Annotated in this window: 21 protein-coding genes and 1 tRNA gene; 12 read left to right on the top strand and 10 right to left on the bottom strand. The window is 62.7% G+C overall.

Going from position 1 to position 18,161, the window contains the following annotated elements; genetic code table 11:
* Positions 1-74 precede the first annotated feature (74 nt).
* Complete coding sequence (locus HKX24_RS14480) at positions 75-1,937, bottom strand: ABC-F family ATP-binding cassette domain-containing protein (protein WP_271691359.1); 1,863 nt, start codon at positions 1,935-1,937, stop codon at positions 75-77.
* Between the two features lie 106 nt (positions 1,938-2,043).
* Here HKX24_RS14480 and ndk point away from each other — a divergent pair, with 106 nt between their 5' ends.
* Entirely contained in the window at positions 2,044-2,466 is a 423-nt protein-coding gene (ndk, locus tag HKX24_RS14475) for a nucleoside-diphosphate kinase (protein ID WP_271691357.1), read from the top strand.
* Positions 2,467-2,527: 61 nt separating this feature from the next.
* Here the strand turns inward: ndk and HKX24_RS14470 are convergent, their stop codons facing one another.
* From HKX24_RS14470 to HKX24_RS14460, 3 genes are all read right to left on the bottom strand, one after another.
* Positions 2,528-2,950 carry a DUF4112 domain-containing protein gene (locus HKX24_RS14470; protein ID WP_271691356.1) on the bottom strand — a complete coding sequence of 141 codons (423 nt, stop codon included), beginning with the start codon at positions 2,948-2,950 and terminating at the stop codon, positions 2,528-2,530.
* A 96-nt stretch (positions 2,951-3,046) separates the two neighbouring features.
* Complete coding sequence (locus HKX24_RS14465; RefSeq protein ID WP_269451603.1) at positions 3,047-3,169, bottom strand: hypothetical protein; 123 nt, start codon at positions 3,167-3,169, stop codon at positions 3,047-3,049.
* Positions 3,170-3,314: 145 nt separating this feature from the next.
* A complete protein-coding gene (locus HKX24_RS14460) occupies positions 3,315-4,229 on the bottom strand; it encodes an MBL fold metallo-hydrolase (protein ID WP_271691355.1) in 915 nt (304 codons plus the stop codon).
* 44 nt (positions 4,230-4,273) lie between these two features.
* Here HKX24_RS14460 and HKX24_RS14455 point away from each other — a divergent pair, with 44 nt between their 5' ends.
* Both HKX24_RS14455 and HKX24_RS14450 read left to right on the top strand, forming a co-directional pair.
* Positions 4,274-5,596: an ATP-binding protein gene (locus tag HKX24_RS14455; protein ID WP_271691354.1), complete on the top strand. Its 1,323-nt coding sequence runs from the start codon at positions 4,274-4,276 to the stop codon at positions 5,594-5,596.
* Positions 5,597-5,665: 69 nt separating this feature from the next.
* Positions 5,666-6,115 carry a DUF4442 domain-containing protein gene (locus HKX24_RS14450; RefSeq protein WP_271691353.1) on the top strand — a complete coding sequence of 150 codons (450 nt, stop codon included), beginning with the start codon at positions 5,666-5,668 and terminating at the stop codon, positions 6,113-6,115.
* A gap of 27 nt (positions 6,116-6,142) precedes the next feature.
* On the opposite strand, the gene HKX24_RS14445 is transcribed toward HKX24_RS14450, so the two are convergent.
* Positions 6,143-6,219 (bottom strand) — tRNA-Ile (locus tag HKX24_RS14445).
* A 128-nt stretch (positions 6,220-6,347) separates the two neighbouring features.
* On the opposite strand from HKX24_RS14445, the gene purM reads away from it, so the two are divergent.
* From purM to rnd, 3 genes are all read left to right on the top strand, one after another.
* Positions 6,348-7,394 carry a phosphoribosylformylglycinamidine cyclo-ligase gene (purM, locus tag HKX24_RS14440; protein WP_271693825.1) on the top strand — a complete coding sequence of 349 codons (1,047 nt, stop codon included), beginning with the start codon at positions 6,348-6,350 and terminating at the stop codon, positions 7,392-7,394.
* Positions 7,391-7,987 (top strand): phosphoribosylglycinamide formyltransferase, encoded by a 597-nt coding sequence (gene purN / locus HKX24_RS14435; RefSeq protein WP_271691352.1) that lies wholly within the window; start codon positions 7,391-7,393, stop codon positions 7,985-7,987. The genes purM and purN overlap by 4 nt, the downstream gene beginning before the upstream one ends.
* Positions 7,988-8,066: 79 nt before the next feature.
* On the top strand, positions 8,067-9,224 hold the full coding sequence (gene rnd, locus HKX24_RS14430) for a ribonuclease D (RefSeq protein WP_271691351.1): 1,158 nt from the start codon (positions 8,067-8,069) through the stop codon (positions 9,222-9,224).
* A gap of 58 nt (positions 9,225-9,282) precedes the next feature.
* Here the strand turns inward: rnd and HKX24_RS14425 are convergent, their stop codons facing one another.
* The gene (locus HKX24_RS14425) at positions 9,283-9,801 is read right to left on the bottom strand and encodes a hypothetical protein (RefSeq protein WP_271691350.1); all 519 of its coding nucleotides are present in this window, start codon (positions 9,799-9,801) and stop codon (positions 9,283-9,285) included.
* A gap of 126 nt (positions 9,802-9,927) precedes the next feature.
* Between HKX24_RS14425 and HKX24_RS14420 the strand changes: the two genes are divergently transcribed.
* A complete protein-coding gene (locus HKX24_RS14420) occupies positions 9,928-10,338 on the top strand; it encodes a SufE family protein (RefSeq protein WP_067266648.1) in 411 nt (136 codons plus the stop codon).
* A 3-nt stretch (positions 10,339-10,341) separates the two neighbouring features.
* On the opposite strand, the gene HKX24_RS14415 is transcribed toward HKX24_RS14420, so the two are convergent.
* Positions 10,342-10,986 carry a DUF1638 domain-containing protein gene (locus HKX24_RS14415; protein WP_271691349.1) on the bottom strand — a complete coding sequence of 215 codons (645 nt, stop codon included), beginning with the start codon at positions 10,984-10,986 and terminating at the stop codon, positions 10,342-10,344.
* Between the two features lie 55 nt (positions 10,987-11,041).
* Entirely contained in the window at positions 11,042-11,740 is a 699-nt protein-coding gene (locus tag HKX24_RS14410) for a B12-binding domain-containing protein (protein WP_271691348.1), read from the bottom strand.
* A 201-nt stretch (positions 11,741-11,941) separates the two neighbouring features.
* On the opposite strand from HKX24_RS14410, the gene HKX24_RS14405 reads away from it, so the two are divergent.
* Positions 11,942-13,018, top strand: a complete 1,077-nt coding sequence (locus HKX24_RS14405; RefSeq protein WP_271691346.1) for a PA0069 family radical SAM protein — start codon at positions 11,942-11,944, stop codon at positions 13,016-13,018.
* A 3-nt stretch (positions 13,019-13,021) separates the two neighbouring features.
* Here HKX24_RS14405 and bmt read toward each other — a convergent pair whose 3' ends face one another.
* Entirely contained in the window at positions 13,022-14,035 is a 1,014-nt protein-coding gene (gene bmt, locus HKX24_RS14400) for a betaine--homocysteine S-methyltransferase (RefSeq protein ID WP_271691345.1), read from the bottom strand.
* A gap of 134 nt (positions 14,036-14,169) precedes the next feature.
* The gene (locus HKX24_RS14395) at positions 14,170-14,487 is read right to left on the bottom strand and encodes a DUF1476 domain-containing protein (protein WP_209217756.1); all 318 of its coding nucleotides are present in this window, start codon (positions 14,485-14,487) and stop codon (positions 14,170-14,172) included.
* Positions 14,488-14,654: 167 nt separating this feature from the next.
* Here HKX24_RS14395 and purC point away from each other — a divergent pair, with 167 nt between their 5' ends.
* Genes purC through HKX24_RS14375 form a run of 4 tightly spaced genes read left to right on the top strand, consistent with a single transcriptional unit; the run spans position 14,655 to position 18,160 of the window.
* On the top strand, positions 14,655-15,416 hold the full coding sequence (gene purC, locus HKX24_RS14390; protein ID WP_067266657.1) for a phosphoribosylaminoimidazolesuccinocarboxamide synthase: 762 nt from the start codon (positions 14,655-14,657) through the stop codon (positions 15,414-15,416).
* 48 nt (positions 15,417-15,464) lie between these two features.
* The gene (gene purS, locus HKX24_RS14385) at positions 15,465-15,695 is read left to right on the top strand and encodes a phosphoribosylformylglycinamidine synthase subunit PurS (RefSeq protein ID WP_067266658.1); all 231 of its coding nucleotides are present in this window, start codon (positions 15,465-15,467) and stop codon (positions 15,693-15,695) included.
* The gene (gene purQ / locus HKX24_RS14380) at positions 15,695-16,363 is read left to right on the top strand and encodes a phosphoribosylformylglycinamidine synthase subunit PurQ (protein ID WP_271691344.1); all 669 of its coding nucleotides are present in this window, start codon (positions 15,695-15,697) and stop codon (positions 16,361-16,363) included. The genes purS and purQ overlap by 1 nt, the downstream gene beginning before the upstream one ends.
* Positions 16,364-16,399: 36 nt before the next feature.
* Entirely contained in the window at positions 16,400-18,160 is a 1,761-nt protein-coding gene (locus HKX24_RS14375; RefSeq protein ID WP_271691343.1) for an ATP-binding protein, read from the top strand.
* The last annotated feature ends 1 nt before the right edge of the window (position 18,161 follow it).

Raw genomic sequence — 18,161 nt, 5'->3', positions numbered from 1 at the left:
GGGCTTCTGGCCAGAATGCACGAGGGCCGCCCCTTAGGCGACCCCTGCGATGTGATAAAGTGAACGCTTCCGGGTCAGGCCGTGGCCTTCTCGAGCTTTTCCTGTGCGCCCATCCAAAGCGATTCCGCGCGGTCCAGCGCCTCCATCACCTCGGCGTATTTCTTGTTCCAGACCTCAAGCTCACCGGTTTTGGCGTCCTCGTAAAGCGCGGGATCGGCGAGTTTCTTGGCGAGCTTGTCGCGCATCTCGTTGATCTTTTCCATCCGCGCTTCGGCCTTGCGGACCTCGCTGCGCAGGGCCAAAACCTCATCGCGGCTGGCGCGTTTGGGTTTGGGCGTTTCTTTCGGCTTGGCGGGGTTCTTGCTGACCGGCTTTTCCGGCGTCAGCAGCATCTTGCGATAGGCTTCGAGATCTTCCTCATAGGGTTTGACCGTGCCGTTCGACACCAGCCACAGCCGGTCGGCCACCAGCGACAGCAGGTGCATGTCGTGGCTAACAAGGATCACCGCGCCCGAATAGCGCGTCAGCGCCTCCACCAGCGCTTCGCGGCTTTCGATGTCGAGGTGGTTGGTCGGCTCGTCGAGGATCAGCAGATGCGGTGCGTGCAGCGTCGCCAAGAGCAGCGACAGCCGCGCCTTCTGCCCGCCCGAAAGCCGCCCGACCTCGGTCTCGGCCTGCTCAGGGCCAAGGCCGAAACCGGCAAGCTGCGCGCGCAGCTTGGATTGTAACACGCCGGGGCGGGCGGCGATCATGTGTTGCAGCGGGGTTTCCTCGACGATCAGCTCATCCACCTGATGCTGGGCGAAGAAACCCACGCGCAGCTTGGAGGAATTGACCTGCCGCCCGGCCATCAGGGGCAGGCGGTCCGACAGAAGTTTCGCCAGCGTCGACTTGCCCTGACCGTTCTTGCCCAGAAGGGCGATCCGGTCGTCTTGGTCGATGCGCAGGTTCAGCCGCGTGAGCACCGGGTTGTCGTCGCTATAACCGACTGCGCCGTTCTCGATATTGATGATCGGGGGCGACAATTCTTCAGGCTCGGGGAAGGTGAAGACCTTGCGCGCCGCCTCCTCGGGCGCGGTGATCATGTCCATCTTCTCGATCATCTTCAGACGCGATTGCGCCTGTTTGGCTTTGCTGGCCTTGGCCTTGAAACGGTCGACGAAGGCCTGCATGTGATCGCGCCGGGCCTGCTGTTTCTTGGCCATCGCCGCCTGCAACGCGCGTTGCTCGGCGCGCTGGCGGGCGAATTGGTCGTAAGGGCCTTGGTAATAGGTCAGCTTGCGATCTTCGAGATGCAGGATGCCGCCCACGGCGCGGTTCAACAGGCCGCGGTCGTGGCTGATGATCAGCACCGTATGGGGGTATTTCGCCAGATAGCTTTCCAGCCAGAGCGCCCCTTCAAGGTCGAGGTAGTTGGTCGGCTCGTCCAAAAGCAGCAGGTCGGGCTGGGCAAAGAGCACGGCGGCCAGCGCCACGCGCATCCGCCAGCCGCCTGAGAAGGCGGAGCAGGGCATCTGCTGTTCTTCGTCGTCGAAACCAAGCCCCTTGAGAATCGAGGCCGCGCGCCCTTCGGCGGACCATGCGTCGATATCGGCCAGACGGGTCTGGATGTCCGCGATGCGGGCGGGATCCTCGGCGGTTTCGCTCTCTTTCATCAACCGGGCACGTTCAACGTCGGCCTCCAGCACCGTGTCGATGAGCGAGGTCTCGGACGAGGGCACCTCTTGCGCGACGCCGCCGATCTTGGCGCGGGACGGCAAAGAGATATCGCCGCTGTCGAGTGACAGCTCACCACGGATGATTTTGAACAGCGTCGTCTTGCCCGCGCCGTTGCGCCCGACGATGCCGACCTTATGCCCCTCGGGGATCACGGCGGAGGCTTCCTCGAACAGGGGGCGGCCTTCGACGGAGTAGTTGATTTCTGAAATGCGTAACATGAAAGCCGTTTGGAGCAAGCGGGGCCGAAGGTCAATCACGGCTTTTCATGGGCCAGACCCCATGCTAGGGAGCGCGCAAATCAACACCCGCTATGGAGTACAGCCAATGGCCCTCGAACGCACCTTCTCGATCATCAAGCCCGACGCAACCCGCCGCAACCTGACCGGCGCCATCGTCAAGAAATTCGAAGACGCGGGCCTGCGCGTCGTGGCGCAAAAGCGCATCCACCTGACAAAGGCGCAGGCGGGCGAGTTCTACAAGGTGCACGCCGAGCGTCCCTTCTATGACGAACTGTGCGAGTTCATGGCCTCCGCGCCGATCGTGGCTCAGGTTCTGGAAGGCGAAGACGCCATCGCGAAGAACCGCGAAGTGATGGGTGCGACCAACCCCGCCGACGCGGCCCCCGGCACCATCCGCGCCGAATTCGCCGAAAGCGTTGGTGAAAACTCCGTGCACGGTTCCGACGCGCCGGAAACCGCTGCGGTCGAGATCGCTTACTTCTTCTCCGGTCTGGAACTGGTCGGCTAAGCCACCCGTTCTTCGGAAAGACTGAAAGGGTCGCCTTGGGGCGGCCCTTTTTCTTTGGCGATCAGTTGTTGAGCGTCGGGTGGTGCGAGGACATGCGCCCTTCGACATCGCCCATCGGCGGCGCTTTGGCGGCTTGATCCTTCAGGTGACGCTCCAGCAGATCGACATTGCGCAGCTTTGACTTCCAACCGATATCGAAAAGGTCACCGACCAGCGGGACCGAGCCGATGACATAGTCGATCCCGGTGTTCACCAGCATTTTCGCCAGCACGCTGTTGGGCGCGCCCAAGCGGTGCGATTCTTTCAGGATATACGCCGAGGGAAGAAGGGCGAGCGTATCGCCCACCACCGGCACGAGGCCCAGTATCGAATCCCACCCCATTCGCACGCCGACGAACGGCAGCTTATAGGCGCTGTCCATGCTGACGGCCAATCGGCGCAGACGGGCGAGGTCAGCTTCGTGAGAGGGGGTATGGGGTTTCATGTCTGTCCTTGCGTGTTGCTCTAGGCGGCAAACGCATGGTCCGGCCCCAAAGTTCCCCCAATCCACCGGCCCCATCTGATGCGCGGGGAGCGCCGTTCAAAGACTGGCGTAGTCGGTGATCAGCGGCGTGGGGCGCTGCGGTGGTTGGGCCGAGGTGCCGTTCGGCTTCGGCGCAGGCTTTGGTTTTTGCGGTTGCGGCGTTCTGTCTAGTCGGGCCATCGGGTAGCTCCTTTGCTGCTCGCTGGGGTTTGATGTCTCTCACCCCCGCAACCAGCTTGGGCGCGGTTCGGGTCCATAAAGGGGCCAGATTGCGCCCAGAATGGGGCATTTGTTGCGATTTTGCGACGGAAAGGCCCGCATTCTCCTATGAGTTGAGAGTGAAACGCGCCTCTGCCTGCAAGGTGCCCTCTGGGGTCACGCGCCCCCGGCCTGTCAGATCGACCAGATGCGCCAGCACGTTTCGGGTGGCCGCGCCTAAGAGCGCGGAAGGTGTTTCGGCATAGATGGCGCGAGCGAGGTCCTCCGCCGTCGCGGGTCCGGCAGCCAGTGCGTCGAGGATCGACGCCTCCCGCGCGCGACGATGCGCGACCAACCAGTCGAGCCGCGCGTTGGGATCGCTCACCGGGGCGCCGTGACCGGGATAGAACACCCGCCATTGCCGCGCGCCCAGCTTATCGCAGGAAGCCATGAAATCGGTCAAATCCCCATCGGGGGGCGAAACGAGGGAGGTCGCCCAGCCCATGACGTGATCCGCGGTCAGACAGGCATCCCCCCAAGCGAGGCTGACATGATTGCCGATATGGCCCGGCGTGTGCAGCACCTCCAGCGCCCAGCCGTCCCCCTTCAGCACATCCCCATCGGCCAGTGCGTGATCGGGGCGGAACCCGTGGTCCACACCTTCACCGCCGCCCATCAGCCCCGCCTCGGCCAGCCCCTGCATCACCGCCGAACGGCCCGCCGTGGCCTCACCAAAGGCCCAGACCTCGGCCCCCGTACGCGCGGCCAGCGGGCGGGCAAGGGGGGAGTGATCCAGATGCGTATGGGTCACGATGATATGGCTGATCCGCTGCCCGGGCTGGATTGCGGCGAGGATCGCCTCAAGATGCGCCGAGCTGTCGGGGCCGGGGTCGATCACCGCCACATCGGTCTCGCCCAAGAGATAGGTATTGGTGCCGCGATAGGTCATCGGTGAGGGGTTGGGCGCCACGATCCGGCGCAGCTCGGGCTCCAAGGTTTCGGCAATGCCAATCTTGGGGTCGAAGTTGTCGGGCGGCAGCATGGTTTCACCTTTCGCTGGGGCAGGGGGCTGGCTAAGGTCTAGCCATGAATTTTGCCTGGCTCAAACGATATGTGCCGCGCGGCATCTACGGACGCGCCGCGCTGATCCTGCTGTTACCAGTGGTGTTTTTGCAGTTGGTCGTCGTGGTGATCTTTGCGCAGAGGCATTTCGAAGGTGTCACCGGCCAGATGACCGATACGGTTCTGCGGGAACTGGAACTGGTCATGCTGGCGGTCGGCACGGCCCCCGATGCGCAATCCGTGCCCACGGCGGTTGAGGCGCGGGCGGGCCCGCTTGATTTCGTGGTGACCCCCGCCAACCGTCCGCTGCCCGAAGAAGACAGCATGCTGTGGTACGACTATTCGGGCCGCGTCCTCATCCCCCGGCTGCGCAGCAAGATGGACGGGATCGAAGCGGTGGACCTCAGCGATGACGATTTCGTCGTGCTCTATATCGAGAGCGTGCACGGGCCGCTGCGCATCCAGTTCGAGCGGCGGCGCATCTCGGCCTCGAACCCGCATCAGCTTTTCGTCTACACCGTGTTTTTCGGCGTGCTTTTGAGCTATATCGCCACGATCTATCTGCGCAATCAGCTGCGCCCCATCAAACGTCTGGCCCGCGCGGCGGAGGCCTTTGGCCGTGGGCGGCATGAGCCTTATACTCCCACCGGCGCCATCGAAGTCCGCGCGGCGGGCAACGCTTTTGTCGACATGCGCGCCCGGATCGAGCGGCAGATAGAGCAGCGCACGCTGATGCTCTCGGGCGTGAGCCACGACCTGCGCACGCCGCTGACCCGGATGCGCCTCGGCCTGTCGATGATCGACGAGGAGGACGCAGCCCCGCTCTTGGCCGATGTGGATGATATGCAACGGATGCTGGACGAATTCCTGAACTTCGCCAAGGGCGCCGCTGAGGGTGAACCCGAAGAGGTGGCCCCGCATGGGTTCGTCAGCGCCATCGTGGAAGACGCGCAGCGGGCTGGGCGCAAGGTCACGCTGCTGCCGCCCGAGGGCGCGGGCGAGGGGATCGTGAAGCTGCGCAGGATCGCGATGCGCCGGGCGGTGGACAACCTTATTTCCAACGCCGTGCGCTATGGCACGCAGGCCGAAGTCTCGGTCATGCTGAGCGACCGCACCCTGCGCATCCGGGTCGAAGACGATGGCCCCGGCATTCCCGAAGCGCGGCGAGACGAGGCGACGCGGCCTTTTTCGCGGCTCGATCCTGCGCGCAACCAAGACAAGGGCGGCGGCGTGGGGCTTGGCCTTGCCATCGCCTCCGACATCGCCCGCGCCCACGGCGGGGTGCTGCGGCTTGGGGAATCGGACCGCCTTGGCGGGCTGCGCGCGGATATCGTCATCGCGCGGTGACCCGGCGGCATGATTGTGCGACGCGCCCGGCTTTGCCACAGTGAGGGGACCCTAATACGGAGCGCAGCGATGACCCCCTATGACATGATCAAAGCCCATCTCGACACGGCCGTGCCCTTTGCCGCCCATGTCGGGGTGAAACTGCTCGAGATCGGAGACGGCACCGCCGGCGCCGAATTGGTGCAGCGGCATGAGACCTCGAACCACATCGGCACGCAGCACGCGGGCGCGATGTTCACGCTGGGCGAAGCCGCATCGGGGGCCGCCATGGCGGGGGCGATTGCACCGGTGATCATGGACATGCGCCCCGTGGCGGCCATGGGGCAGATCACCTTTAAAAAGATCGCCGAAGGCACGCTGACCGCCCATGCCAAAACCTCGCGCCCCGGGGCCGACCTGTTGAGCGCGCTGCAAGAAGACGGCAAGGTCGCCTTTGACGTGGCGGTCGACATTCAGAACGAAGCGGGTGAAACGGTGGTCGAGATGCAGGTGAACTGGCACGTCAGCGCCAAACGGTGAAGGCCACGAAAGGCGGGGGCGGAAGTATGGTAGGCCCGGCAGGACTTGAACCCGCAACCAAAGCGTTATGAGCGCTCTGCTCTAACCAATTGAGCTACAGGCCCGCCATGGGCGTTTGGGTATGACGCCGCAGGCCGAGCGTCAAGACATTAGCTGCACCAAATGATTGCAGTGGGCGGCGCAATACTCTAACTCCGCGCGCAAGGGAAAATGCGCGCCGGGGGCCATGACCATGACAAAATCCGACAACGGAATCACCTACGCCGAAGCAGGCGTGGATATTGACGCAGGCAATGCGCTTGTAGAGCGGATCAAACCGGCGGCGAAATCCACCGCGCGGCCCGGTGTCATGTCCGGCCTCGGCGGCTTTGGCGCGCTGTTCGATCTCAAGGGCGCAGGCTTCACCGATCCGGTGCTGGTCGCGGCGACCGATGGCGTGGGCACCAAGCTGCGCATCGCGATCGACACCGGCAATGTCGACAGTATCGGCATCGATCTGGTCGCCATGTGTGTCAACGATCTGGTCTGTCAGGGGGCCGAGCCGCTCTTCTTCCTCGACTATTTCGCCACCGGCAAACTGGAACTCGACAGTGCCGCGCGGATCATCGAAGGCATCGCCAAGGGCTGCGCCGATTCCGGTTGTGCCTTGATCGGGGGCGAGACTGCTGAAATGCCGGGCATGTACCACGCGGGCGATTTCGACCTTGCCGGTTTTTCGGTCGGCGCGATGGAGCGGGGGACCGAGCTGCCGCGCGATGTGAAAGAGGGCGACGTGCTCTTGGGCCTGCCGAGCGACGGGGTGCATTCCAACGGCTACAGCCTCGTGCGCAAGATCGTCGAGCGGAGCGGTCTGGGCTGGGGTGATGATTGCCCATGGGGCGAGGGTGATCTGGGCAGCGCGCTGCTGACGCCAACGAAGCTCTACGTCAAAGGCGCTGTGGCCGCCCTGCGCGCCGATGCCGTGTCGGCGCTGGCGCATATCACCGGCGGTGGCCTGACCGAGAACCTGCCGCGCGTCCTGCCCGTGGGGCTGGCTGCTGAGATCGACCTCAATGCATGGGAACTCCCGCCGGTGTTCAAATGGCTGGCCGCCGAAGGGGACATGGCCGAGGCCGAGATGCTCAAGACCTTCAACGCCGGGATCGGCATGGTCGCCGTGGTTTCCGCCGATAAGGTCGAGGCCGCCAAAGCCGCCTTTGCCGAGGATGGCCATGCCGCCATTGAGATCGGGCGCATCACCACTGGCAATGGCGTCACCTATTCCGGCGCGCTGCTTTGACCAAGCGGGTTGCGATTTTCGTCTCGGGCGGCGGCTCTAACATGCGGGCGCTGGTCGAGGATATGACCGGTGACCATGCAGGCCGCCCCTGTCTGGTGCTGTCAAACAACGCGGATGCGGGCGGGATCGCTTGGGCGCAGGGGCAGGGGATCGCGACCGAAGTGGTCGATCACCGCCCCTTCGGCAAGGACCGCCCGGCTTTTGAGGCGGCGCTCAGCGCTGCGCTTGAGGCTCATGCGCCCGACATCATCTGCCTTGCCGGTTTCATGCGCAAATTGACCGAAGGGTTCACCGATGCTTGGGCGGGGCGGATGATCAACATCCACCCCTCGCTATTGCCGAAATACCGCGGCCTGCACACCCACGCCCGCGCGCTGGAGGCTGGCGATACCGAACATGGCTGCACCGTGCATGAGGTGACCGCCGCACTCGATGACGGTCCGATCCTTGGTCAGGCGCGCATCCCCGTTCTACCCAGCGACACGGCCGAGAGTTTGGCCGAGCGGGTCTTGGTACAGGAACACCGCCTTTACCCCGCCGTGCTGCGCCGTTTCGCCGCTGGTGAGCGGGAGCCGGTCCTGCTCACCGGCTGACGCTGGTCAAACCCGCCCGCGTGATGTACCTCTTTGGCAAAGCCCGATGACCGGGCGTGCAACATGTCAAAGAGCATATATGAAAACCATCACCACGACCGCCGACCTCGCGCAATTCTGTGAAGAGGCTGCGCGCCATGATTACGTGACCGTCGACACTGAATTCCTGCGTGAGCGGACCTATTATTCCAAACTCTGCCTTGTTCAGCTTGCCATGCCCGGCACCGATGATAGCAACGCCGTATTGGTCGACCCCTTGGCCGATGGCATCTCGCTTGAGCCGCTGTACGATCTGTTCCGCGACACGTCGGTGGTCAAGGTCTTCCACGCCGCGCGGCAGGATCTTGAGATCTTCTATGTCGATGCCAAGGTCTTTCCCAAGCCGCTGTTCGACACGCAAGTCGCCGCGATGGTCTGCGGCTTTGGGGAACAGGTGGGCTATGAGACCTTGGTGCGCAAAATCGCGCATCAGTCGCTCGACAAGACCTCGCGCTTTACCGATTGGTCGCGCCGCCCGCTGACCGAGGCGCAGAAGACCTATGCGCTGGCCGACGTGACCCATCTGCGCCAAATCTACGAATTTCTGGCCCGCAAGCTTGAACAGACCGGGCGCGCGCGGTGGGTGGCCGAAGAGCTTGAAACGCTGCTCAGCCCCGACACCTATGTCACCCAACCGCAGGATGCGTGGAAACGGGTCAAGACCCGGACCAATTCGCCCAAGTTTCTGGCGATCGTCCGTGAGCTGGCGGCCTTCCGTGAGGATTACGCCCGCAGCCGCAACATCCCGCGCAACCGGGTGTTCAAGGATGACGCGCTGGTCGAATTGGCGAGCCTCAAGCCCTCGAATGGCGAAGAGTTGAACCGCGCCCGGCTGCTGCTGCGCGAGGCCCGCAAGGGCGAAATCGCCGAAGGTATCCTGAAGGCTGTGGCCGCAGGTGTGGCCTGCAAGCCTGCCGACATGCCCCAGCCCGACCGCAAGCGCGACAAGTTGCAGGTGAACCCGGCGCTAGCCGATCTTCTGCGGGTGCTGCTCAAGGCCAAGACCGAAAGCGCGGGCGTTGCGGCCAAGCTCATCGCCTCGGCCAGCGATCTCGACATGCTCTCGGCGGGGGAGCGTGACGTGCAGGCGCTGCGCGGCTGGCGGCATGAGGTCTTCGGTGCCGATGCGCTACTGCTCTGCGAGGGCAAGATCGCCTTGGCCGCTGACGGAAATGACGTGAAGGCCGTCAAAGTCTGAAACGAAAAGAGCCGCCCGATCAGGGGCGGCTCTTTCTCAATAGAGGGCAGGCGGCGTCTTAGCGGCGAGAGACCAGCGCGTTCAGCTGCCCTTCGACGCGAATCTCGCGCACCCCGGCCAGCATCTGATCGGTCAGGCGACGCCCGGCAATCACTTCGCGGGTGGGGCGGCTGCCTTGCGGGGTGGCCTTGTCGGGCCGGACCCCTTCCAAACGATAGGTCAGAACACCGTCGACGGGCATCTCATCCGGCGTCGCGGGGGTCAGGCGCACTTTGTAGATGCCTTGGCGTGCCGCCAGCCCGGTGGCGCGCAGAATCGCACCGCCCGGCACCGGCTCGATGGTCAGATCGGTGATCTGCTCAAAGGGGCGCCCCTCATAGGTGTCGACCTCAACCGCGCGCCGCGCGAACAGCCCACTGCGCTGCGGGATCAGGGGGTTCGTGCTCTCCGCCGGGGCGGTCTCAACCGAACGGGCGGGGCCAAACCAATTCAATGGATTGATGCGACTGTCACGGACCGTGCCGCAGGCGGATACCAAAAGGGTCGAAGCCAAAAGAGCGAGGATTGTCTTGCGCATGGGAACCGCCGTTAAGTTTACTTGCCTTGTGCTACCCCATCCCGCCAGCCTTGGGAAGGGGGTGGACCTTTGCCCATGGGCATCCTACCTGTCAGGCAATGGAATTCACCCGAAGAGAGTGCACAGATGGCCACGCCCGCCTTTGAAGAACTGGTCGAGGATTTCGAGTTTTTGGACGATTGGGAAGACCGTTATCGCCATGTGATCGACCTTGGCAAAGCGATGGAGCCGCTGCCTGAGCCGCTGCGCGTCCCTGCGACCAAGGTCGATGGCTGCGCCTCTCAGGTCTGGCTGCATGCACAGTTCGAGGGCGGGAAACTGCATTTCGACGGCGCCAGCGATGCGATGATCGTCTCAGGGTTGATCGCGGTTTTACGCAAGCTTTACAACGGCTTGACACCTAGTGAAGTGGGCGGCGTCGATGCCAAGGCGGAACTGGCGCGGCTGGGGTTGAACGACCACCTCTCGGCGCAGCGTTCCAACGGATTGCGCGCGATGATCGAGCGTGTGCGCGAGACGGCCGCGCAGGAAGCGTAAGGGTTAAAGGGCGCGCAGAGCGCTCTCCAAATCACCGTAACCCGTGAACCGCCGCTCGAACGCAAGGCCAAGCCGAGCGGCGCAGTCCCGCGCCTTTTCGGTAAGCGCCGAGTCGTCAGTCTGCGCCTGATAGACCAGTTTTTCATAGTTACCAAAATACATGTCGCGCAGCTCGGGATGCCGGTCGAGGCCCATGGGTTTGATGATGAAAGCGTCGAACTGCCGGACCAGAAAATCGGTGAGGTAGAAGGTGGTGATCTCATCTTCGGCGGTTTTGGCGAAACTTTCGTTGCCTTGGAAAAAGCTATAGCAATGCGGCCCGGCGACCATTTGCACGCCGAGTTCTGCGCAGGCGCGTTCCAGCCCGCCGCCCGTGCCGCAATCGGCGTAGACAACAAAGAAATCGTCGTAATCCGCACGGTGTTTGGCGACCGTATCACGCACCGCCTGCGTAATCTTTTCCGGGTAGAGGTGATATTTCGCGGGCAGGCAGGTCAGGTCCAGATGGGTCCAACCGTTGGCGGCTTTCAGATCCAAAATCTCACGCGCCAGCGCCCCGCAGGCAATCAGCAAGATACGGCCCGCGCGGGTGGGCGCGAGCCCGTCTTGGGTCAGGGTCCGGTCATCTGGCAGCGGGGTGTCATTCATGCCGATACCATCGCATGTCACCGCGCCCCAAGCCAAGCGGGCAGGGGCGAAACGCTCAGGCGTTGGCCGAATTATGTCGACGGCCCATCCAGTCTTTCGCTGTCTCCACCGCCACGGCGGCATCCCGGCAATAGGCATCGGCACCGATGGCCTTGCCGAATTCCTCGTTCAGGGGCGCGCCACCGACCAGCACAATATAGTCGTCGCGCTTGCCCTGTTCGATCAGCGTGTCGATCACCACTTTCATATAGGGCATGGTCGTGGTCAGCAGGGCAGACATGCCAAGGATATCGGCCTTTTCCGCTTCGAGCGCTTCGAGATAGGCTTCGACCGCGTTGTTGATGCCCAGATCGACAACCTCGAAACCCGCGCCTTCCATCATCATGCCGACGAGGTTCTTGCCGATGTCATGAATGTCGCCTTTGACAGTGCCGATCACCATCTTGCCCACGCGCGGCGCTCCGGTTTCTGCAAGCAGCGGCTTGAGGATGGCCATGCCGCCCTTCATCGCATTGGCGGCCAGCAGCACTTCGGGCACGAAGAGGATCCCGTCGCGGAAATCGGCGCCGACGATGGTCATCCCGCCGACAAGCGCCTTGGTCAGGATCTCATAGGGCTCCCAACCGCGTTCAAGCAGGATTTGCACCCCTTCTTCGATCTCTTCCTTAAGACCGTCATAGAGGTCATCGAACATCTGTTGGACCAGTTCTTCGTCGTCCAACTCGGCCAGGATGATATCGTCTTCTTCCGACATGGTGTTTCCTTCTGCTGGGCGTGCAGGTGCATGACACTTGAGCCCTTGTCCCACGGAATGTTAGCGCCGGGGTCGCGGTTTGCGACATCGGCCGCGCCTTGCGCGACGCCTTGGGGCCAAACTACTGCTTTTTGCGGTGTAAGGACAAGGGTTTGCACGAGGTTACTTGCCGATGTTCGCGCAATGTTCTAACCTTCTTTCATGGATAGGGAAGACCAGCGATTCCGCGTGCTTGGCCGCGCGGCCGGCAGCAATGATGCGGGCCGGTTTGAGCGTCATACCCGCGTCGCCGAAGATGACGGTTGGGCGCGCGACGAGGTGCTTCCGGTGCTGCGCACCCAGACCAGTATCGAGGTGCCGCGCCGGGTGATCACCTACAACCGCTCGCCGGATCTGCCTTTTGACCGCTCGATCAACCCTTATCGCGGCTGCGAACATGGCTGTGTTTACTGTTTCGCGCGGCCCAGCCATGCCTACCTCGGCCTTTCGCCGGGGCTGGATTTTGAGACGCAGTTGATCGCCCGCCCCGAAGCGCCGGACGTTCTGGCGCGGGAGTTGCGGTCGAAGCGCTATCAGGTCGCGCCCATCGCCATCGGCACCAACACCGATCCGTATCAACCGATCGAAAAGACCCATGGCATCATGCGAGAGTGTCTTGAGGTGTTGTCGGCGTTCAATCACCCGGTGGCGATCGTCACAAAGGGCAGCCTGATCGAACGCGACATCGACATTCTGAGCGACATGGCAGGGCGCGGATTGGCGGCGGTCGGCATTTCGGTGACCACGCTGGACGCAAAGCTGAGCCGCTTGATGGAGCCGCGCGCGCCCGCGCCGCGGCGGCGGTTGCAGGTGATCCGAAAGCTGTCGGAAGCAGGGATTCCGGTGCGGATCATGGCATCGCCGATGATCCCGGCGCTGACCGACCCGGAGTTGGAGGCGATCCTCACCGCCGGGCGCCACGCGGGCGCGCGGCACGCCAGTTGGATCATGCTGCGCCTGCCGCGAGAGGTGTCGCCGCTGGTGCAGGACTGGCTCGCCACCCATTACCCGGACCGGGCCGAGCGGATCATGGCGCGGTTACGCGATATGCACGGGGGCAAGGAATATGACGCGGGCTGGCACAAGCGGATGCGGGGTGAGGGGCCATATGCGCAGATGGTGGCGCAACGCTTTGATCTGGCGGTGAAACGTTTGGGGCTGGCCCGGTCTGGCGTGCCGCTGCGCTGTGATCTGTATCGACCGCCCTCCGAAAAGGGCGATCAATTGAGCTTGTTCTGAGCCTCAGCCCCGGCGACGCCCGCGGCGCGGCGCGCGGGTGGGGCCTTGGCCATCGGTGCCATCACTTTCGGAAGAGAAATCGCCGATCTCTTCGCGGATCTGCTCCAACGTCGGGGCCGGGCCTTTTTCGGTGCTGTCAAGCGCCTCGCGCATGGCGACCAGATGCTCAGGCAGGGTGCCGCAACAGCCGCCGATGATGCTTGCGCCTGCGTTGCGGGCCATCACCGCATAGCGCGCCATCAACTCGGGCGTGCCGTCATAGTGGATGTGGCCTTCGACGTATTTCGGGATGCCTGCATTGCCTTTCGAGATGATCGGCAGCGTGCCGTTCTTCGCGGCAAAGCCAAGCACGGTGCGTAGCAGGTCAGAGGCGCCAGTGCCGCAGTTGGCACCATAGGCCAGCGGCATGTTTTCGAGCCCATGCACCAAGTCGACCATCCCTTCAGAAGTCAGCCCCATCATCGTGCGGCCCGCAGTGTCAAAGCTCATCGTGCCACACCACGGCAGACCGGCAAGCTGGAAGCCTTCGGCGGCGGCTCGGTATTCTTCCGGGGCGCTGATCGTCTCGAGCCAGCCGATATCGGCACCACCTGCCTTGAGCCCATCGGCGGTCTCGTGGAACATCTCGACGGCGAGGGAGTGGGACAGGGTGCCCACAGGCTCCATAATCTCGCCCGTCGGGCCGACGGAGCCTGCGACGATCACTTTGCGTTCGGCGGTATCGGCCACTTCGCGCGCCAGTTCGGCGGAGACGCGGCTCAACTCATGCACGCGGTCCTGCGCGTCGTGCAGCTTGAGGCGGGCGGCGTTGGCACCAAAGGAGTTGGTAAGGAACAGATCACTGCCCGAATCCACCGCAAAACGGTAAAGCTTAGTGATCTTTGCGGGCTCGTCGGTGTTCCACAATTCGGGCGCATCGCCCGACATCAGCCCCATGTTGAACAGATTGGTGCCCGTGGCCCCATCGGCGAGCAATGTGCCCTTTTCAGCGAGAAGATCGGTGAATGCGTTGCTCATGGGGGCTCCTGTTAGGTCTGAGAATTTCGCCTGATGTCATGGTGGCTACCTGGGGGCAATCTCATAATATTCATCTTCATTATGAGGGCAGGCGGGAAGGCTGCGCCCCGGTGCCAAGACCGGAGCGCAGGGGGTCAGCTTGTCTCGCTCAGCAGTTGCGCCTTGGCCTCGGCCATCAGGCTTTGCATCTTGCCGCGGATCGTCGCCTCATCCGCGCGGTCGCCCAGATCGCCCGAGACTTTGCGATAAACGTCTTCGTCGCCCGCCTCTTCGAAATCGGATTTCACGACCTCTTTGGCATAGTCCTCGGCATCGCTGCCGGATTTGCCTAAAAGTTCAGCAGCCCAGAGACCCAGAAGCTTGTTGCGCCGCGCCTCGGCGCGGAATTGCATATCCGCATCGTGGGCGAACTTGCTTTCAAAGGCATTTGCACGGTCGTCAAAGTTGCTCATGGCGGGTCTCCGGTTGCTGCGATTACCCTATCGATATGCGAACGCAGGCCCGTTCTCGCAAGTGGCGGGGCAAAGGTGGCGGGCCATGCTTGCAGCAGCGGGGTGCTTGCACTAAGAGAAGCGCAAGCGGCGGGGATGTTCCCGGCCCCCTGTTGGAAAGGATGCCCATGGCCCGGCGCAACAAGATCTACGAAGGCAAGGCAAAGATCCTCTATGAAGGTCCCGAGCCCGGTACGATCGTTCAATATTTCAAAGACGATGCCACGGCCTTTAACGCCGAGAAGAAAGCCACGATCGAAGGCAAGGGCGTGTTGAACAACCGCCTGTCCGAGTTCTTTATGACTGGGCTGAACAGCATCGGCGTGCCGACGCATTTCATCAAACGCCTGAACATGCGCGAACAGCTCGTGCGGCAGGTTGAGATCATTCCGCTGGAAGTGATCGTACGCAACTATGCCGCCGGTTCCATGTCCAAGCGGTTGGGGATCGAAGAGGGCACACAGCTGCCACGCCCGATCGTTGAATATTGCTACAAGGACGACTCGCTCGGCGATCCGCTGGTCACCGAAGAGCATATCGCCGCATTCGGCTGGGCCAGCCAGCAAGACATGGACGATATCCTGAGCCTTGCGCTGCGGGTTAATGACTTCATGTCGGGCGTGATGATGGCCGTGGGCATTAAGCTGGTGGACTTCAAGATCGAGATTGGCCGCGTTTACGACGGTGATTTCCAGCGTCTGATCGTTGCCGATGAGATCAGCCCCGACAGCTGCCGCCTGTGGGACATCGAAACGGGTCAGAAGCTCGATAAAGACGTGTTCCGCCGCGACCTGGGTTCGCTCACCGATGCGTATACCGAAGTGGCCAAACGCCTTGGCGTCATGCCCAAGAACAACGCGCCGGTGACAAAGCCGACGCTGATAAACTAACGCGGCTTCGCCGTTCAATTTGCAGATGTTACAAAGGGGTGTCGCGCCATGAAAGCACGGGTGCATGTGATGCTGAAGAACGGGGTGCTCGACCCTCAGGGCGAAGCGGTTCGCCACGCGCTCGGAGCCTTGGGCTTTGACGGGGTGAACGGTGTGCGTCAGGGCAAGGTGATCGAACTTGACCTCGCCGAAGGCACCTCCGAGGCCGATGTAAACGCCATGTGCGAAAAGCTCTTGGCCAATACGGTGATCGAATCCTATTCGGTGGAGCTGGCCTGATGCACGCAGCGGTGGTTGTCTTTCCCGGGTCCAATTGCGACCGCGACCTTGCCGTGGCTTTCAAAGCCGCGGGTGCCAAGGTCTCCATGGTCTGGCACAAGGACAGCGAACTGCCGCAAGGCGTTGATATCGTGGGGATCCCCGGCGGGTTCTCCTATGGCGACTACCTGCGCTGCGGGGCCATCGCCGCGAATTCGCCGATCTGCCGCACAGTGGCCGCCCATGCGGAGCGTGGCGGCTATGTGATGGGCATCTGCAACGGTTTTCAGGTGCTGACCGAAACCGGCCTGCTGCCGGGCGCGCTGCTGCGGAACGCGGGATTGAAATACATCTGCAAGACCGTGGGTCTCAAGGTCGAGACTACGGCGAGCGATTACACCAGCGGCTACACTGCCGGTCAGGTCATCGACATTCCGATCGCCCACCACGACGGCAACTATTTCGCGGATGACGAGACGATTGCGAAACTGCGCGGCGAAGATCGCGTGGCCTTCAGCTATGCCGAGAACCCGAACGGCGCGCGCGATGACATCGCGGGCATCCTGTCGGATAACCGCCGGGTGCTGGGCATGATGCCGCACCCTGAGCGGGCGGCGGAAGCGGCGCATGGCAATACGGATGGGGCGGCGCTCTTCCGCGCATTGACCGGTGCTTTGCAAACCGCCTGACTTGAGTGCGGCGCGCGGAGCGCGTAGGTTGCCGCGATGAGTGATACATCCGGTTCCGAAGGCAATAGCATGGCCGTATCCTGGCGGGTGCGGTTCGCCATCGCGGCGCTGATGATCCTCGCTGTGGTGACGATTTCGATCACCAATAAGCTGCTGACCGACCGTTTTACCGAAAGTACCCGCAACCGCGCCGAACTGCGCATCGCGCTTTATAGCGGGAACCTGCTGGCGGAACTGCGCCAGAATGCCATCGTGCCGCAGCTTTTGGCCCGCGACCCAACCTTGATCGGGGCGCTACAAACGGCGGATTATTCCCTATCGACGCAACGGCTTATCTCCTTCGTGGAGGAGATCGGCGCGGCCTCCTTGATGCTTTATGACATCGACGGGCGCACGGTGGCGGCGACCGACCGCAACCGTTTGGGCTCTGCGCATAAATCCGAGCCTTATTTCGTCGACGCCATTCGCTCCAACGCCACAATCTTTTCGACGATTGAGCGGGAGCAGGGCGGCTATCGTTTCCTCTATTCGCGGCGCATGCAGTCGGGCGGCACGACCCTTGGCGTAATCGCGGTCGAGGTCGACTTGCAGAAGTTCGAGCGCGCATGGGCCGGGATTTCCGACGCGGTGATCGTCATGGACAGCACCGGGCAGATCATCCTCGCCACCGAGCCGCGCTGGCGCGGGCTGACCGAACCCGAAGCCTTGGCCAACCACACGCCGCAAAGCGCCATTGAGCGCGCCATCCAAGCCACCACCGATTGGACCGCGCTGCCGCCCGATGCCTATTTGCAGGGCGAAGCGGTGATGCGTCTGGAAAACCGCATCCCGTTCCGGGGCTGGCGGATGAGCAGCTACACCACCTATGCCTCGGTCCGCGAGAAGGTGAACGGCGTGCTGGCGCTTGAGGTCATGGGTTTTGCGATTTTGCTGGCCTTGGCGTTCTACTTCCTCAGCCGCCGCACGGCCGGAAGGCTGGCGATCTTCCAACGGGAATCGGCAAAACTCAGGGCGCTGAACCTTGCCCTGCAACGTGAGATTGCCGAACGAAAGCGCGTGCAACAGACCCTCGCCGTGGCCGAGCAAACGCTTGAACAGTCATCGAAACTCGCCGCCTTGGGCGAGATGTCTGCCGCCGTCAGCCATGAATTGAACCAACCGCTCGCCGCGATGAAGACCTATCTGGCGGGCGCGCGGTTGTTGCTCAATCGCAACCGGCAGGATGAGGCGCTGTCGTCCTTTGGCCGTATCGACGACCTGATCGAGCGGATGGGCGCGATCACGCGGCAGCTTAAATCCTATGCCCGCAAGGGGCAGGAGGCGTTTTCTCCTGTCGACATGGGCGCAGCGCTGGCATCGTCCCTGTCGATGATGGAGCCGCAACTGCGCCAACGACAGGTCCAGATCAGCCGTATTCTGCCCGATAATCCCGTCACGGTGATGGGAGACCGTATGCGGATCGAACAAGTTATGGTAAACCTGTTAAGAAACGCATTGGACGCAACAAAATCGGAACGAAACCCTCAGGTGGACATTATATTATCAGCGGGGGAGACGGCGACATTGACCGTGCGCGACAATGGCCCGGGGATCGAAGACTTGGACGCGCTGTTCGAACCTTTCTACACGACCAAACAGCCCGGCGATGGCGTTGGGCTGGGTCTTGCCATTTCATCGGGGATCGTGAACGACCTCGGTGGAAGGCTGACGGCGCGCAACGGACAGAACGGTGGCGCTGTTTTTGAAATGCAACTGCCCATATTGGCAGATGAAACGAAGATAGAAGCGGCGGAGTGAA

The sequence above is a fragment of the Sulfitobacter sp. M85 genome (assembly GCF_029285915.1).
In the GTDB taxonomy this organism is placed as follows: Bacteria; Pseudomonadota; Alphaproteobacteria; order Rhodobacterales; family Rhodobacteraceae; genus Sulfitobacter; species Sulfitobacter faviae.
This window is presented reverse-complemented; position numbering and strand designations above follow the sequence as displayed.

Coding starts and splice junctions, on each gene's coding strand:
- HKX24_RS14480 (WP_271691359.1), bottom strand. CDS start 1,937: ATGTTACGCATTTCAGAAATCAACTACTCCGTCGAAGGCCGCCCCCTG.
- ndk (WP_271691357.1), top strand. CDS start 2,044: ATGGCCCTCGAACGCACCTTCTCGATCATCAAGCCCGACGCAACCCGC.
- HKX24_RS14470 (WP_271691356.1), bottom strand. CDS start 2,950: ATGAAACCCCATACCCCCTCTCACGAAGCTGACCTCGCCCGTCTGCGC.
- HKX24_RS14465 (WP_269451603.1), bottom strand. CDS start 3,169: ATGGCCCGACTAGACAGAACGCCGCAACCGCAAAAACCAAAGCCTGCG.
- HKX24_RS14460 (WP_271691355.1), bottom strand. CDS start 4,229: ATGCTGCCGCCCGACAACTTCGACCCCAAGATTGGCATTGCCGAAACC.
- HKX24_RS14455 (WP_271691354.1), top strand. CDS start 4,274: ATGAATTTTGCCTGGCTCAAACGATATGTGCCGCGCGGCATCTACGGA.
- HKX24_RS14450 (WP_271691353.1), top strand. CDS start 5,666: ATGACCCCCTATGACATGATCAAAGCCCATCTCGACACGGCCGTGCCC.
- purM (WP_271693825.1), top strand. CDS start 6,348: ATGACAAAATCCGACAACGGAATCACCTACGCCGAAGCAGGCGTGGAT.
- rnd (WP_271691351.1), top strand. CDS start 8,067: ATGAAAACCATCACCACGACCGCCGACCTCGCGCAATTCTGTGAAGAG.
- HKX24_RS14425 (WP_271691350.1), bottom strand. CDS start 9,801: ATGCGCAAGACAATCCTCGCTCTTTTGGCTTCGACCCTTTTGGTATCC.
- HKX24_RS14420 (WP_067266648.1), top strand. CDS start 9,928: ATGGCCACGCCCGCCTTTGAAGAACTGGTCGAGGATTTCGAGTTTTTG.
- HKX24_RS14415 (WP_271691349.1), bottom strand. CDS start 10,986: ATGAATGACACCCCGCTGCCAGATGACCGGACCCTGACCCAAGACGGG.
- HKX24_RS14410 (WP_271691348.1), bottom strand. CDS start 11,740: ATGTCGGAAGAAGACGATATCATCCTGGCCGAGTTGGACGACGAAGAA.
- HKX24_RS14405 (WP_271691346.1), top strand. CDS start 11,942: ATGGATAGGGAAGACCAGCGATTCCGCGTGCTTGGCCGCGCGGCCGGC.
- bmt (WP_271691345.1), bottom strand. CDS start 14,035: ATGAGCAACGCATTCACCGATCTTCTCGCTGAAAAGGGCACATTGCTC.
- HKX24_RS14395 (WP_209217756.1), bottom strand. CDS start 14,487: ATGAGCAACTTTGACGACCGTGCAAATGCCTTTGAAAGCAAGTTCGCC.
- purC (WP_067266657.1), top strand. CDS start 14,655: ATGGCCCGGCGCAACAAGATCTACGAAGGCAAGGCAAAGATCCTCTAT.
- purS (WP_067266658.1), top strand. CDS start 15,465: ATGAAAGCACGGGTGCATGTGATGCTGAAGAACGGGGTGCTCGACCCT.
- purQ (WP_271691344.1), top strand. CDS start 15,695: ATGCACGCAGCGGTGGTTGTCTTTCCCGGGTCCAATTGCGACCGCGAC.
- HKX24_RS14375 (WP_271691343.1), top strand. CDS start 16,400: ATGAGTGATACATCCGGTTCCGAAGGCAATAGCATGGCCGTATCCTGG.